General features: G+C 39.1%; 9 protein-coding genes. All 9 read right to left on the bottom strand.

Annotation, left to right across the window (positions count from 1 at the left end):
• Nucleotides 1-308: 308 nt before the first annotated feature.
• The gene (gene rhaD / locus LKD41_RS09105) at nucleotides 309-1,130 is read right to left on the bottom strand and encodes a rhamnulose-1-phosphate aldolase (RefSeq protein WP_022242970.1); all 822 of its coding nucleotides are present in this window, start codon (nucleotides 1,128-1,130) and stop codon (nucleotides 309-311) included.
• Nucleotides 1,131-1,198: 68 nt separating this feature from the next.
• Nucleotides 1,199-2,449, bottom strand: coding sequence for an L-rhamnose isomerase (locus LKD41_RS09100; RefSeq protein WP_227700989.1), 1,251 nt, complete (start codon nucleotides 2,447-2,449; stop codon nucleotides 1,199-1,201).
• An 18-nt stretch (nucleotides 2,450-2,467) separates the two neighbouring features.
• Nucleotides 2,468-3,871 carry a rhamnulokinase gene (gene rhaB, locus LKD41_RS09095; RefSeq protein WP_227700988.1) on the bottom strand — a complete coding sequence of 468 codons (1,404 nt, stop codon included), beginning with the start codon at nucleotides 3,869-3,871 and terminating at the stop codon, nucleotides 2,468-2,470.
• 102 nt (nucleotides 3,872-3,973) lie between these two features.
• A complete protein-coding gene (locus LKD41_RS09090) occupies nucleotides 3,974-4,957 on the bottom strand; it encodes an AraC family transcriptional regulator (protein WP_117841630.1) in 984 nt (327 codons plus the stop codon).
• On the bottom strand, nucleotides 4,899-6,602 hold the full coding sequence (locus LKD41_RS09085; RefSeq protein WP_227700987.1) for a class C sortase: 1,704 nt from the start codon (nucleotides 6,600-6,602) through the stop codon (nucleotides 4,899-4,901). The genes LKD41_RS09090 and LKD41_RS09085 overlap by 59 nt, the downstream gene beginning before the upstream one ends.
• Before the next feature lie 20 nt (nucleotides 6,603-6,622).
• Nucleotides 6,623-8,281, bottom strand: a complete 1,659-nt coding sequence (locus LKD41_RS09080) for an isopeptide-forming domain-containing fimbrial protein (protein ID WP_022242965.1) — start codon at nucleotides 8,279-8,281, stop codon at nucleotides 6,623-6,625.
• Between the two features lie 149 nt (nucleotides 8,282-8,430).
• Nucleotides 8,431-11,250 carry a prealbumin-like fold domain-containing protein gene (locus LKD41_RS09075; RefSeq protein ID WP_022242964.1) on the bottom strand — a complete coding sequence of 940 codons (2,820 nt, stop codon included), beginning with the start codon at nucleotides 11,248-11,250 and terminating at the stop codon, nucleotides 8,431-8,433.
• Nucleotides 11,251-11,285: 35 nt separating this feature from the next.
• A complete protein-coding gene (locus LKD41_RS09070; protein WP_022242963.1) occupies nucleotides 11,286-13,025 on the bottom strand; it encodes a methyl-accepting chemotaxis protein in 1,740 nt (579 codons plus the stop codon).
• A 13-nt stretch (nucleotides 13,026-13,038) separates the two neighbouring features.
• Entirely contained in the window at nucleotides 13,039-15,579 is a 2,541-nt protein-coding gene (locus LKD41_RS09065) for an alpha-L-rhamnosidase (protein ID WP_022242962.1), read from the bottom strand.
• Nucleotides 15,580-15,593 lie beyond the last annotated feature (14 nt).

Raw genomic sequence — 15,593 nt, 5'->3', positions numbered from 1 at the left:
CTACGCACTCTCTTAATATTGCAGTCCTTTTAAAAAGCAGAACGCCTGCCGGCTCTCCTTCTTAGCCGTGTCTTCTTCCCGCGGACACCTAGACACATGCTTTACATTGCAATCCTGAATCTGTCCCGAACTGCAGTCCACAAGCCCTTTCAGGTAACAGAATTTGTTTTCCATTTTTCCCCTATCTACTCCTCATCACCCCAACATTATGTTTCTAATGTCATCTTTATTCTATCATCTTGGGATGGAATGTGCAAGCCATAACAGACCTGTGTTTTGAATACTTTTCCAGCAAAAACGATTACTTTCTATTTTTCATATAAAAATTTTTCCGGCAGTGTTACTTTAAAATCTTTTGCCAGCTGCCGGAATTCATCTGGCTGGATTGTCTGATGTTTCTGACTCTGCATAGATAACATCTTCACCAGTATCTCTGCTGATTTTTCAGCTGTATGCATAAGTCCAAATGTCAAATCAAAATCCTCTCCTGCCGCAAATGTACCATGATGTGCCCAGATTGCTAGATCATATTTTTCCATCAATTTGCTGGTAGCAACAGCTATTTCTCTGCCACCTGGCACCATCCACGGAACAACACCAATTCCATCCGGGAATACAACCGGACATTCTGTTGCCATTTCCCAAAGTTCTCTTGTAAATACTTTATCTTCCAGCGGCAGAACAAAGGTCAGGGCAATAATATTGGTGGTATGTGCATGATATGCAACTCGGTAATTTGGATTTTTCTTCTTTTTTACTTCCAGATTCATCAAATGACTCGGTAATTCAGAAGTTGGTCTTCCTCCATTTACCAGTCCCCAGACAATACGGTAATTCTCTCCTTTTTCGTCCAGTTCTATCATACAGATAGAATCTTCCGGTTTCAAAATCACATTGCGAAAATACTTACCACTTCCAGTTACCAGAAAATATTCTCCTGCAAGATATGGCACCGATGTTCCGATTGGCTGCCATTCTTTACTATTAAAATTTTCTTTTACCATTTCTACTTCTTCCGGTTTTACACGATAAGATAAATTACCGCCATTTCTTTCATGCCATCCCTGTTCCCATCCATCATTTGCCATACGGATAAATCCCTGTACGAATTCTGCATCTAAAAACTTCATTCTCTCTTTTCCTCTTATTATATCTTTCTGATATTTTTCTTTCTTAACTATTATTGTTTGTATATTCTCTAGTTACGGTTTACCAATACTTCTTTTTCATATTTTTCAATTGCATCATAGAAATGTGCATCATCTGTAACACCTTCCCGTCTGCAATATTCTTCCCAGACTTCTCCAATCGGAAGCATCTTTACTGCCTCCTGCATTACCATTAATTTACCCAGCTGATTGGTATCCTGTAATTCTTTCAATTGTTCATTCGGTGTACATAAAGCCATAAGCAGAGCCTTCTGCCAGCTTCGGAATCCTGTTGCAAGTGCAGAAACACGATTGATACTTGCATCAAAATAATCCAATGCCATATACACCCGGTCCAGTGCCTGATTTCTTACAATCTCTTTTGCCATTTCCTTTGTTTCATCGTCCAGCAAAAGAACATGGTCGGAATCCCAGCGTACTCCTCTTGTAATATGTAATGCAAATTCCGGATAGAAACACAACATTGCAGGAATTTTATCCGAAACATATTCCTGTGGATGATAATGTCCATTATCCATAAGCGGCATACAGCCATCATGCATTGCAGCAAAGCTTAACGTAAATTCTGCAGAACCTACCGTATAAGATTCTACTCCGATACCAAAAACTTTCGATTCCACGCATGGTTTTACGAGATTTTTATCATATGGTTCTGATAATATCTGTTCTATGGAATCCTTATATCTCAGACGTGGTCCCATTCTGTCTGCCGGTACATCCTTAAATCCATCCCCGGTCCATATATTCATAACGCAAGGCATTCCCGTCTCTCTTGCAAAATACTCCGAAATGCGGATGCATGCTTTTCCATGTTCAATCCAGAACTTTCTTGTTTCCTCATCCGGGCTGGATAAGGTTAATCCGTTCTTTACTTTCTCATGAGAAAAGAAGGTCGGGTTAAAATCAATTCCCATATGATGTTTCTTTGCAAATGCCACCCATTTTGCAAAATGCTTCGGCTCTAAAGCATCTCTGTCTGCAAATTCGCCTTCTTCAAAAATAGCATAAGACGCATGAATATTTAATTTTGCTGTACCCGGCATAAGTTTCATTGCTTCTTCCATATCTGCCATAAGCTGTTCTGGTGTCTTCGCTCTTCCCGGATAATTTCCTGTTGTCTGGATTCCACCGGTCAATGCACCATCATTATCAAATCCCATTACATCATCGAGCTGCCAGCAATGGAGGGAAACCGGAACCTTTTTTAACTGCTCCATTGCCTTTTCCGTATCTACTCCCCATGCGGCATATTTTTCTTTTGCCATTTCGTAACTTGTCATACTTTCTAATCTCCTTCTCTATGCTTTATATAATTTAATTTCAAAGGAATGATAAATACACTCCCTCGCTTCTTTCAAATCAGCGAATTCTCCTGCTGTAATCATCTGTACGGAAATATTCCCCAATGCCGTTGCCTCTGTCGGTCCAGCCAGAACTGTTTTTCCGGTATATTTTGCTGTCAGTTTGTTCAGAAAATCTGCATTTGCACCACCTCCAACAATATGGAGTTCCTGATATTTCTGTCCGGTAATTGTTTCTATCTCTTTTGCTGCCATGGCATAACAGTTTGCCAGACTGTTATAAATAACAGCCGCTATTTCTCCGATTGTCTTTGGAACCTGCTGCAGCGTCTCCCAACAAGCACTTCTTACTTCCTCTACCATACTTTCCGGTGCTAAAAATCTTTCATCATTTACATCTACCAGCGAGGTTATTTCTTCTTTCTCTGCCAGTTCACAGATTTCCGCAAAACTCATATCCGGAACAAGTTCTTTTTGAACCGACTGTATCATCCACAATCCCATGATATTTTTTAAGAAACGATAACGATATCCATAACCGCCTTCGTTGGTAAAATTGTAAAGCATACTTTCTTTGCTGCAATCTGCCTGCAGCCGTTCTGTTCCCATCAAAGACCATGTACCAGAACTGATATATAAGGTCTCTTCTTTCCGGGACGGCACTGCTACAACTGCTGATGCTGTATCATGTGTCGGCGGCAGAATCACCTTGCAGTTAAATCCCACCTGTTTTTGAATCTCCTGTTCAAGTTCTCCGACTTCACATCCTGCCATTTTTATCTCTTGAAAGATATTCCGCTTTATTCCAAGCTTTTCAATCAGTTCATCATCCCAGTCTTCCGTTGCCGGATTTACCAGCTGTGTTGTAGTTGCATTCGTATACTCCTGCACTTTCCTGCCTGTTAACAGGAAATTAAAATAATCCGGAACCATCAAAAAAGTTTCTGCACGTTCTAACTGGCCTGGTTCTTTTTTCTTTAATGCCATCAGCTGGTAAATTGTATTAAAAATCTGTTTTTGGATTCCTGTTCTCAAATATAACTGTTCTTCCGTTATTAATTTGTATACCTCTTCATCCATTCCATAGGTCCGCTTATCCCGGTAAGCAACTGTTTCACCAATTCTTCTGTCATTTTCATCTAAAAGCACATAATCCACTGCCCAGGTATCAATTCCCATGCTATATGGAATTTTTCCAAGTTCCGCACACTTTTTCATTCCTGAAAGAATTTCCTGAAACAGTCTTCTGACATTCCACACTTTATAACCTTTCCGATCAATCATTTCATTAGAAAAGCGGTAGATTTCTTCTAAAACTATTTTTCCATCCTCTAAGTGTGCCAGCATGTGTCTGCCACTGGATGCGCCAATGTCCACTGCAAGATAATATTTTGTATTCATTTTCACACTCCTTCTTCCTGTTCGTTAATCTAAATCTAACAAAAATAAGGACAGTTTTTTAGCCTCTCATTAGACCAAAAAACTGTCCTTATTTTCCTTGTTTTAAATTCTTATATGCACGTCTTTCTTATGTAAATCACGATATTTTTTTGGTGTCATTCCATAGCGTTTCTGAAACTGCCGATAGAAATAGCTCTGGTTTTCATAACCAACTTCCAGTGCAATGTCCTCCACCGTAAGTTCAGTCTCTACTAACAGATATACTGCCTTTTGAAACCGTTTTCTCTGCAATAGTTCCTGAAATGTATATCCTGTTTTCTGCTTCATCAATTTACTCAATACTGTCATCGACTGATGGGTATCTTCCGCAATCTTAGTCAGATTTGCATTCTGGCAATCACTGTTAATATATTCCATCACCGCCTGTACAACAGTTTCCTTATAATCAAGGGATGAGTTATGGCTCAAATTTTCCAGATGATTCAACAGATATAAAAATACAAGCCCCATGGTATACTGATTGGCAATATCTTCATTACAATGTGTATGCAGCATGGATTCTATCATATTTTCCATCAGATTCTCCACCTGTAAATCTTCTTTTAAACGAAATAGCAGATAATGGGAAACCGGATTCTTCTGCCGCATTGCACCAATTACAAAATCAGCCAGTACATTTTTCTCATGCAGCATCGTAAGTGGAACTTCAAAAAATTCCGGTAATGCAATAAAATTAATTCCAATATCTTCATACTCAGCCCTTTTTATTGCATGTGACACATGCTGGTTCAGCATCAGCACATCTCCTTTACGCAATACCAGTTCTTTTCCTTCTATATAATGTGTAATACTGCCCTGTACCACATACATCATTTCCACATAATTGTGCCTATGCTCCGGGAAATCCACAAACCGGCTGTGTGGACGTACCGTAATCAGCTTTCCACGCTGCAGTAATCTTTTTCTGTCAATCTCTGTCAGGTTATCTTTCGCATACAGACTTTGTTCCACCGTACTTTGTCCTGATTTATATTTCTTTTCTTCCTCCGATATTATCATCAATTCGTCCAGAAGTTCTTTTCTCATCCCGTTTTCTCCTCAATGAAACTTTTCCTAAAAACAACAATACAGCCAATATGCTTCCAGAAGCTGCCAGTAATACAAAAGTCTGCTGCCATTCCGTCTCATCGCCTGTCTTAATCTCCTCTGTTTCCAGTGGAGTCACAGGTTCCTCCCTTTCTTCCTGCGGTTCCTGAGGTCTTGAAACTGCCTTCCTTGCCAGCTTTAAATCCACTACCGCATCCTTCATCCAGACATACTTTCCATCACCTGTTTTTTCGATATTCTCCATAAAACCAGGCAGTGTAATCAGATACGGATCTGCCTGATAGATTTCATCGGATAAATAAAGCGGTTTCATACAAACTAAATATACTCCGGCTTCCATTCCATCCTTGTTTCCTGTATTATCTGTCAGTTCAATCTCTGCATCCGGTTCTGTCTTTGCACTCTCATCCCATTCGGTAACCCCAAGAGATGCCGCCACATCTTCTGCTTTTTTCTTATATTCACGGGCGGATGATTCCACGGATAACTCCTGTATATTTAACCCGGAATATTTTTCTAAATCACGGTATTCCCCTGTCTCTGTAATATCTGCAATGCGATATAGCCTAAGCTCCAGCTTCTGCTCTTTTAAAGCTGCACGGTATGCATTTGGAATTTCAAAAGTAATAGAACATGGTTCCGATACCGGAATATTCTCCTCTGCCCGTACACTCTCTGGCTGCAGACCAGCAAAACATATCATTATGAATAGTATTTTACAAACTATTTTATTCCTGTGCTTTCTCCCTTTTGTTCCATGGCTGCTTTTTTTCTTTATCATCCAGATGATACTTCTGCATATTACAATGGAGCCTATAGCAGCTATTATTCCAATAAAAATCCATGCCAGATAATTCGTATGAATGCTTTTCTTTGCCTGTCTTTCCTGCTCCTTCTCCTGTTCCTCTACATAAGGCACTCTATGTCCACGCACCAATAAACGCTGCGTATTTACACCATATGGCGTACAGGTAACCAACGTTACATAATCCTTCCCTTCTTCTACATTTAAAATCTCTGTATCTTCCGGCATCACAGTTTCTATCTGATCCACTTCGTATGCCAGAATCTCATCTAATATATATAAGTAGAACTGGTCTCCTTCTTCCAGTAAATCGAGGTCTGTAAACAGGGACATTCCTGGAATTCCCCTATGTGCTGCTATAGATGCATGTGTTGACGTTCCACCGATGGGCAGCGATGAACCCTGGATATGTCCTGCTCCTTTTTGTAATACCTCTTCTCTGGAAGTATGATATACAGGTATAATTTCGCCAATCTTCGGAATAGACAGATAACCCATCATACCATCCCCATTCTGATTCAGGCAGGACATATATTCACTATCCTGCTGTGTTACTTCCTCCTGTTCTGCCTGAATGAAACTATCAGGAATTACAATTGGCTGCAACCGCTCGTTATATGCCGCTGCTTTCTCCCACTCCTCTTCTAAACTGGTATCCTCCGCTTTTTCTGCATTTTCATGCTGATATTCTTCAAACTTTAATTTGCTATTATACTCGTTCCACATATTAGAAAACATTGGATAAAGCAGCAGGGCAAAGCCTGTCAAAAAGCCAACTGCCATGAGAAACATTAATGTTTTACGTACAGATTCTTTCATTCTACTTTGCCCTCTCTTAATTATTTTACCTGTTTTCTTTTTCTCAATGAAACAAACATTGTTCCAAATCCTGCCATTAAGACAACTGCTGCAACAGTCAGTGCAATCATTCCTGCTCCACCTGTCTCCGGTAAGGTAATAAGTGGTGTATTATTAATTCCAAACGTATCTGCATTTGCAGCATTGTCTGTTGTATTTATTGTTCCATTATCCAGCTTTTCATGTGTAAAAGTAATAGAATTTCCAGTTGCGCCATTTACTCTTACCGTATAATTCTTTAATTCTCCTGTCAGTTCATTATAAGTCGGTGTGATTACAATCGTATAAGTAGTCTTATCCAATGCATATCCCAATGGTGCCTTGGACTCTTTTAAAGTATATGTACCTGCATCCAGACCGGTTGCTGTCAGCTGACCATTGTTTTTTGATACAATATAATCATATGTTCCACTTGTCTCGGTAGTATATTCACCATCACTGGTAAAATATAACTGCTTTCCATTTGCATCAAATAACTTGAACTGTGCACCGTCCAGTGCTACTTTATTATCAAGTTCTGTCGTTGTCTTTACACCATATTTGGTAATCTCTGTAGTTTTCTCAGAACCAGTTCCATTTACCAGAGTATCAAATCCAAATGTATAATGATGTGTGATATCCTGCATCGGATCACTCATATCAGTACCGGATGCTACCGTAGAATACTTTAAAGTTGCTTTATTCTCATCTGAATCAAAGTTTACTTTTGCTTTCTCATTTACTTTTGCCTGATAAGTAATTGCAATCGTATTTCCTGCATACTGATAAACATCCTCACCATATAAATCTAATGTAAAACCACTTGTGGAGGTTGTAATATTGGTTGAAGTACATTTCTTATTTGTTACAAATAAATCATTGATGGATGTTCCTTCTAATTTAATAGAACTTACATCCAGAGTCAGTCCATCTGTGAGTGAATCCTTAATATTATAATGTAACTTATCAGATAACCAGGATCCCTGATAATCCGGAATTGTCATCGTAATCTTAAATTCTACTGTGTCTCCAATATTCGCATCCCCATATTTATATGCATTTCCATTTTCAATTACTTCCTTCTTCATGGTTGGATCGCTGGATTTCTTCGCTGCTACATGAATCACTCCGTTTTCATCTGCAATAGATGCTATTCCAGTACCGCTGTACTGATAATTTACCGCAACCACATTACCACTATAAGAATATTCTTTGACCTGTTTATTTGCAGCGATTACATATAAACCGGGTTTTACATTTGATACACTATAGGAACCATCTACAGCATTATACTGCATGTGTAATACAGTCTTATCTACAACAGCATCTCCTTCTCCATCATGTAAATCCCAGTCATCAGCTCCCATTGTTGAATTCAGATTCATATAAAAATAAACCAGATCATCTGTATCCACTTTGCCATCTTTTACTCTCGACTCAACATTTCCCTCCGGATTGTATTTCCAGTAATGATTTCCATTTGCATCTACTGCATCAATTGCAACTGCATATGCATAAACATTACATCCTTCCTCGATTCCGGTTACCTGAATCGTAGTGACAGAATCTGCCGCCCTAACCGTTTTCGCCGGCAGAATTATACTAAGTACCAGCATTACTGCCATCATCATTGCCTTCCATCTTCTTACTCTCTGTTTCATATTCTCTCTCCTTTACTTGTTCAGACAATTATCAAAGCGGTGCTCAAAGCCGCCTTGCAATCGTCCAGTTTATATCAACACTGTCAATCATTCTTACATTTTTAGGGAATTTAAAAAAAACTAAGTTATACTACTGATTGGGGAAGAACCTATACTTTTTGCTGGCGTTGGGAAATCACCAGCATTAGTACGGCAAAAAAACTCATGAAAAGTGTACCGATAACCGCAAGCGGATAGAGCCCTCCACTTTTTGTTTCTGGCATACGATATACTGCTTTATCTATAATTGAAAGTGTTAATACCTTATTTACCGCATCATATGATGCCTCTCCATAACCTGCCCCACCCTGCGTTACTTCTATTTGTGAAGCATCCTCATTTATACTTAAGATAATATCTTCCATTATTTCATATCCCACAGGTGCATGTGTTTCCCGCAGAATATAGGTTGTATTACATGCAAGCTGCAGTGGTTCTCCATTTGTATCTGTAAATTCTAATTCTCCGATTTCATGTCCATCTGTTCCATCCGAACTTGTAAGCGATATAATTTCCGTTTCGCCGGATGATTCCACCTGATATAACGTAAATTCTGCACCAGACAAAGCCAATGCATCAATTACTTTTGTTCCATATTTTCTTGCCTGTAAAGTCCATGTCGGTGGTTTTTCCTCATCATAAACAGAAAATACTATGGCATCTTCCTGCCTTGTCACACGCCAGTCCCCATATTCTGTTGTGCCACCTGCATCTGCCCCGGAAAGTGTATTTCCATCTTCCAATAAAACGTCATTGATAAATACCTGATTTTCTTCTTTTATCCTGATATCTATCTCATCTGACATCAGATAAAAGTTTTCCGGTGCTTCTGCTTCTTTTAATTTATAATGGGCTCCTTTTGAACAGGTAAATTCTGAGCCATTTAAATCCAGCAGTTTTACCGTACCATTTGTATCTGTTGTTCCGTTTGCCACCAGTGTAACCGGTTCTTCTGCTGTATATAATTCAAAATGCGCTCCTGAGAGTCTCTGCTGGTATTCTGTGTCACGGTACTTATCCACCTGAATGGTATAATCTATATTTTCTTCTAACAGTTCCGTAGAATTCTTCAAAGTAAACACAATTTCTTTATTCACCAGCATTCCTTTGTCGCCATATGTAGAATTCACTACCTGTTCAGACGTTCCAAGCACTTTGTTATTGGCAACCACTTCTACAACTGATACTGTCTTTCCGGTACTTTCATCCAGCTTATGTTTAATTTCAATAACAGCTAATTCACCTCTTGCCACATACCCATCCGGCGCAGTATCCTCTGTCAAAACATAAGTTCCATCATCTACCATTAACTTTCCCATTTTCTCAGCATCCAGATAAATATAAGTTTCACCGGCCGCCACGCCATCTTCTTCCATACCGGTTGTTCCACTTATTCCGATATCTTCATAACGCACTGTTCCGTCTTCCGCTATATTCTTTTTCTTAAGTGAAAATACAGCCCCATTTAATCTGTCATCCGTTCCAATATCCCGTTTTGATATTTTGATACTATAGTACACAGCATAATCTTCCTCTAATTTATCCCGTTCTGTATAAATCAGATAATTATAATTCTGCATCTGTCTTTTGTCTCCTGGTGAATCAGAAGCCTGAATCAGCATGGTCTGTCCCTTTACATCTTTATAGGTATACTTCCTGCTGTACAAATCTGCCTGATAAGACGGCCAGTTGGACGGATATTCCTTTCCAGCCATTTCATTCTTCGTCGGGTCAAATCCCGCCGAAATCATCAATCCTTTTGTAGAATTAATAAAATAACTGGAATAAGTATAAAATTCTTCCTGTGAGATTGGATTTTGCGAAGTTCCTTCGGTCTGTGTCGCATTTTCAATAACTGTATGTCCGGTACAGACTGCATTACTGTTGGGATATGCTGAATCAATATCTATATATCCATCTCCCACTACAACAAGCCTGTCTGTAACCTTAATAAAATGCTTCGTCGTGCTTGCCCAGTTATTCTGGTGCAGATATACAATTCCTTCTATATCTATAACACCCTCTATTCCAAAATATCCATAATTATATATGGCATTTTTAGTCTTATTTCCATTATAAGCTGCGCAATGTATCACAGCCTTGCTTTCACCGCCCTCTTCTTTCTTCGTTCCACCTTTCATATAGAAATAGCCTGGTCCATCTCCGGAATCATCTACATAAACAGCAGCTCCTTCTGATGCATTACAATTTTCAATTGTACCTCCATACATATAAAAAGACGGTTTCTTCCCGGAGAAAGTGCTTGCCACATATACTGCACCGCCATACTGTGATGCCTGGAAATTACGTATAACTCCACCATACATGTGGAATACCGGTGTTCCCATATTACTTCTGGATAAATTCACGCAGCCACCACTCTGTGGAAGCTTTGTCATATTCTCCCCCTCCAATGTTCCACCATATAAATTTACTGTGCCGCCACTATAGATCCAGATTAACTGACATGATGCGTAAATGACACCTCCACCGGCAGAATCCCGGATATTGAGTACTGCATTATCGCTGCATAACATAAAACTTGCGTTATTCTGCATCGTCATCTTATGGCCATTCAAATCAATATCCAAAACACCATTTAACTGACAAATGCCTGAAGCTGTCACATCCTCTGTCAAAGAAATTGTTCCTCCACCGTTATAACTGCCCAGTGAAATCGTGCCACTTCCATAAGTCTGTGAAAAAAAGGCTATCTTGTTTTCTTCTGTATTATCTACATCTTCTGTGTCCTCTGTTTCTTCTGTACTCTGCTCTAACTCACCTATCTCTGTTTCATAAATTTCTTCACCATTTTCCTGCTCTTTTGCATTCGCATTCTGTACAAAAGACAGCAGAAGTAATAGTGTTACCGCTAATAATGCCTGTACTATATGAAATTTATGTTTCCTTTTTCTCCCACAAAAAAGCATTTTCCCTCTCCATTAAATATCTTCTTTAATAAACACTATATATTAATAAACCTTTCTGTCTCTCCTTTAAGTCCATTTGATACGGTCTGATTTACATATGACTGCTCTTTGATATCTTCTACTGCTTTTGCCAAATCCTCGACACTTCCTGCGAAGACCTGTAACCCTTCCGAGCTTTCATCGATAGACGTTGCTATGGTATCCATGTTTTCTTTCATTTCATCCATTGCCTGATACATATCCTGCACATTATGATTGATTGTTCCGCAAAAATCTCCCATATAGTCTGCATCCTGGCGGTAGCGGGAAGCCATCATTTCAAAACCGTTATAATCCTGCAATATGTTCTGATTTAAGAACTCCATCATTTTTTCCACCTGTTCAATCAGTGTGCTGACTGCTGTGGTCACAGACATATTAATTGTCTGTATCTCACCCATCGTCTCCCGGCTATTATCTGCCAGTTCCCTGATTTCAGATGCTACTACTGCAAATCCTTTTCCCGCTTCTCCTACTCTTGCAGCCTCTATTGCAGCATTCAAAGCCAAAAGATTAGTCTGTTCTGCAATTCCAAGAATCTGTTCTGTCAGATTTCCTATTTCATAGATTTTTTTGCTTCCTTTTAAGCTGTCCGCAATGCTATGTCCTAAACTGCCAATCATATCATTGGTTTCTTTTTTGCTTTCTGCTGTTTTTTTCTCGATATAATCTGCCCGTTCACGCATTTCATCTACGAATTGAACTCCATTTCCGGTTTCCTCTGATATATCTCTGACATTTTCTACTATTTTTCCAACTCGTTCACTAACCTGTCCGGAACGGTCATTAATTTCCATGATTCCTGCAGATAACTCTTCAATTACAGCTGACATATTCATGGTCTCTTCTCCGATATTTCCAGCCTGCCTGTTCATTTTATCTGCAACTTCGTCCATATCGGATGAACCATCTTTTAACTGCTTCATGATATTTTGTAATTTTTCTACAAAAAGATTTACTCCTGTAACCAGTTGTCCTATCTCATCCATCCTTTTTACCGGAATCCGGATGCTTAAATCTCCATTTCCATTCTGGATATCCTCTACCATCTGGTTTAACTGTAAACTTGCTTTTTTGAGTGGCTGAATAATCGCCTTATTCACCAGTATGTATGTAACTAAGCAGATAATCAGAAAACATATGCCGATTGTTACACTGATAAGATAAGTTTTTTGGGTCCGGGCTTTCATATTCTGTGAACTGCGTTTTACATTCTCATCTAACTTTTCCTGAAAATCATTGCATGCCGACTCCCGCGCCTGTATTTTTTCTAATGCACTGCCTCCAATGATGGATTTTGCTTTTGCAATATCTCCATCATCTCTTGCCTGTCTGCATTCTTTCAATTGCTCCATCAGTTCTTTATTTACACTGCTGTAAGTCATAAAACTGTCGGTTAAACTCTGCTCTGAAATATCTTTGGTCAGCTTTTCCATTTCCGTGAGATACTGGGCAATGGCTTCTTCCTCTGTTTCCATATTTCCACTGATATCCCCGGCAATCAGCATGTCTTCATCACTGAGTGCGGTTAAAATATTGGCATATTTCTGACAGGTTTCAATTTTCTTTTCCACTCTTCCATAATATTTCTCCATGGAAATATAGCCATCCGTAACAAGCTGCTCTGCCTGTTCAATTTTTGTTACCTCTCCGATAATTACCGTAATTCCAATTACCATTACCAGAAATAAACCAATTGCCATAAATAGAAATTCTTTTTTTATTGTTTTCTTCATATTTACACCTTCTCTAAGGACGCATGTTTAAAATTTTTTCATATTTTCCGCAGTCTAATATCTCTTCCGTTCCATCCGGCAAAATAAATCTCGCATTTGCATTAAATGGAACTTCTATGTTACAGACTACTTCCTGCTCACTCTTCCAGTTCCATGCACAGACATATTTACCAAATACACTTCTCCAGCTTCCCTCTGCTTTTTTTAATCTTTGATCTGGCATCGGATATATGGTCATCTTTACCGCCTCTCCTATAGACGGATTCAGACCACACATGTATCTGTATATCCATTCTGCAATGCTTCCATATGCATAATGGTTTAAGCTGTTCATACCGGTTCCGCTGATACTTCCATCCTCTTCCAATGAATTCCATCGTTCCCATACCGTTGTTGCACCAAGGTTCACCTCATGCAGCCATCCTGGATAGTCCTCGTTTAAAAGCAGGTCATAAGCAAGCTGATTTTGTCCATTCTCTGACAAAGCCATGCACAGAATTGGTGTTCCAACAAAACCTGTATTTAAATGTCCATTATTTTTCTTAAGTAACTCTGCCAGTTTTGCCGTTATAACTTCTCTTTCTCCCTCTGGATAAAGTTTTAAATAAAGCAAAAGTGCACAAGCGGTTTGTGTGTATTCCAAGCAAAACTTTTTATCTGGAAAGTAATAATTTAAAATTGCATTCCGAATCTCTTTTTCTCTCTCTGCATATACTTTACTTTCCTCTAATCCTAGACTTTCTGCCGCTTCTTTCACCATTTTGGTTGACCAATAATGGTAAACGGATGCGATAAAGCCACTGTCTGTCTTTCCAATCGGATTATTGATATTTCCATTGTCTAATGCCAGCCAGTCTCCCAGCTGCCTGTCATTCTGCCACAGATACGGAATCTCATTCTCTTTTGTTCTCTCATATTCGTAATCCACCCAGGCTTTCATAACAGGATACTGCTCCTCTAACATTGCCTTATCTCCATAAAACTGATAGAGTCTCCATGGAATCAGCGTTGCTGCATCTCCCCATACTGCCGCTCCGGAATCCAGATAGAAAGGATTCGTATGTTCTTCTTTTTTTACCTTTGGTCTTGGAACAAAGAACGGAATAGCTCCATTACATTTTTCCTGCTCAGCCTGCATATTTTTCATATAGTGATGAAAGAAACTTCCGCTATCCATATGAAAACATGCTGTGGATGCAAAAATTCCCGCATCACCTGTCCAGCCCATTCGTTCATCACGCTGCGGACAATCCGTTGGAATATCCAGAAAATTACATTTCTGGGAACGCAGTGTATTTTCTAATAAATGATTTACCTTATCATGATCTGTTGCCACCCAGCCGGTTCTCTCAATATCAGACATAATACGATAAGCAATAAATTTATATTCTTTTTCCGGATTCAGACCTTTTATCTTCACATAGCGAAATCCATAATAGGTAAAATGAGGACGTATGGTTTCTCCTTTTCCCTTCGATACATATGTAAATTCTGCTTTGGCAGTACGGAGATTATCCCTGTAAAATCTGCCCTTTTGCAGAACTTCTCCATACTGCATCATAACTTTCTGACCTGTTTCAAATGCACCAGTTATTTCTACCCAACCGGTGACTGTTTCCCCAAAATCCAGCAAAAGTGCTTCATCTTCCTGTTTTACTGATACCGGTTGAAATTCTTCTACTTTATGAATTCTTGGATTAAATCGTTCCACAAGTGGTCTTGTTTCTTCTATTTCCTCCACGGAAAGCATTTTGTGTTCTAATGTCTCATCAATATGTTCTCCATCATAGATTCCATTTTCACATATGCTGCTTTCTTCTGCCTTCCAGCTGCTGTCTGTTACAATACATTCTTCCTGTCCATTGGCATATCGTATATGTAATTCTCCAATGCACTTCTTCTGATTACCATATAGATTTCTGTAATCACCATCAAATCCAAATCTTCCTTTATACCAGCCTTCGCCTAACAGAACCGCAATTTTATTCTTTCCCTGAGATAACAATTCTGTAACATCCAGTGTCTGATATTCTAAAAAGCTGTCATAGCAATGATAACCCGGCATAAGAAATTCTCTGCCCGCCTTCTTTTCATTGACATATGCTTCATATAATCCCAGACCACATACATGCCATCTGACAGACTCCGGTTTCTCTTTTAATTCAAACTCTTTATATAAAAGAGGCATTCTCTTTTCATTTTCTTCTGTTCCAATCCATTTTGCGGTCCAGCTTTCCTGCAGTTTTCCCGTTTCAAACCATGCCGGATTACTTTTTGAGCAGTCTCCCTTGTCATCTTTAACTTCTACCTGCCAGTAATATCTGGTTCTTGGTTTTAAGTCGAAGGAAACCAGCATCTGGTTCTCATGATAATTCTCCTGTACTCCGGAATCATATACCAGCTTTTCCATATTGCTGCTCTCTGATACTATAATTCTTGTTTCCACGGCCCATTTTCCACAGACAGCCTTTACTTCCCAGGACAAATGGATTTTTGCCAAATTAAAACCTAATGGATTTTTTTTATGATTTACTCTTAATCTGCTGATATACATATAACCGGTTCTCC

It is taken from the genome of Roseburia sp. CLA-AA-H209, from assembly GCF_020687575.1.
Classification (GTDB): Bacteria; Bacillota; Clostridia; order Lachnospirales; family Lachnospiraceae; genus Roseburia_C; species Roseburia_C amylophila.
This window is presented reverse-complemented; position numbering and strand designations above follow the sequence as displayed.

What these genes read in the sequence shown, in the direction of transcription:
- LKD41_RS09090 (WP_117841630.1), bottom strand. Translation starts at nt 4,957, where the DNA reads ATGAGAAAAGAACTTCTGGACGAATTGATGATAATATCGGAGGAAGAA.
- LKD41_RS09075 (WP_022242964.1), bottom strand. Translation starts at nt 11,250, where the DNA reads ATGCTTTTTTGTGGGAGAAAAAGGAAACATAAATTTCATATAGTACAG.
- LKD41_RS09065 (WP_022242962.1), bottom strand. Translation starts at nt 15,579, where the DNA reads ATGTATATCAGCAGATTAAGAGTAAATCATAAAAAAAATCCATTAGGT.
- rhaD (WP_022242970.1), bottom strand. Translation starts at nt 1,130, where the DNA reads ATGAAGTTTTTAGATGCAGAATTCGTACAGGGATTTATCCGTATGGCA.
- LKD41_RS09100 (WP_227700989.1), bottom strand. Translation starts at nt 2,449, where the DNA reads ATGACAAGTTACGAAATGGCAAAAGAAAAATATGCCGCATGGGGAGTA.
- LKD41_RS09070 (WP_022242963.1), bottom strand. Translation starts at nt 13,025, where the DNA reads ATGAAGAAAACAATAAAAAAAGAATTTCTATTTATGGCAATTGGTTTA.
- LKD41_RS09080 (WP_022242965.1), bottom strand. Translation starts at nt 8,281, where the DNA reads ATGAAACAGAGAGTAAGAAGATGGAAGGCAATGATGATGGCAGTAATG.
- LKD41_RS09085 (WP_227700987.1), bottom strand. Translation starts at nt 6,602, where the DNA reads ATGAAAGAATCTGTACGTAAAACATTAATGTTTCTCATGGCAGTTGGC.
- rhaB (WP_227700988.1), bottom strand. Translation starts at nt 3,871, where the DNA reads ATGAATACAAAATATTATCTTGCAGTGGACATTGGCGCATCCAGTGGC.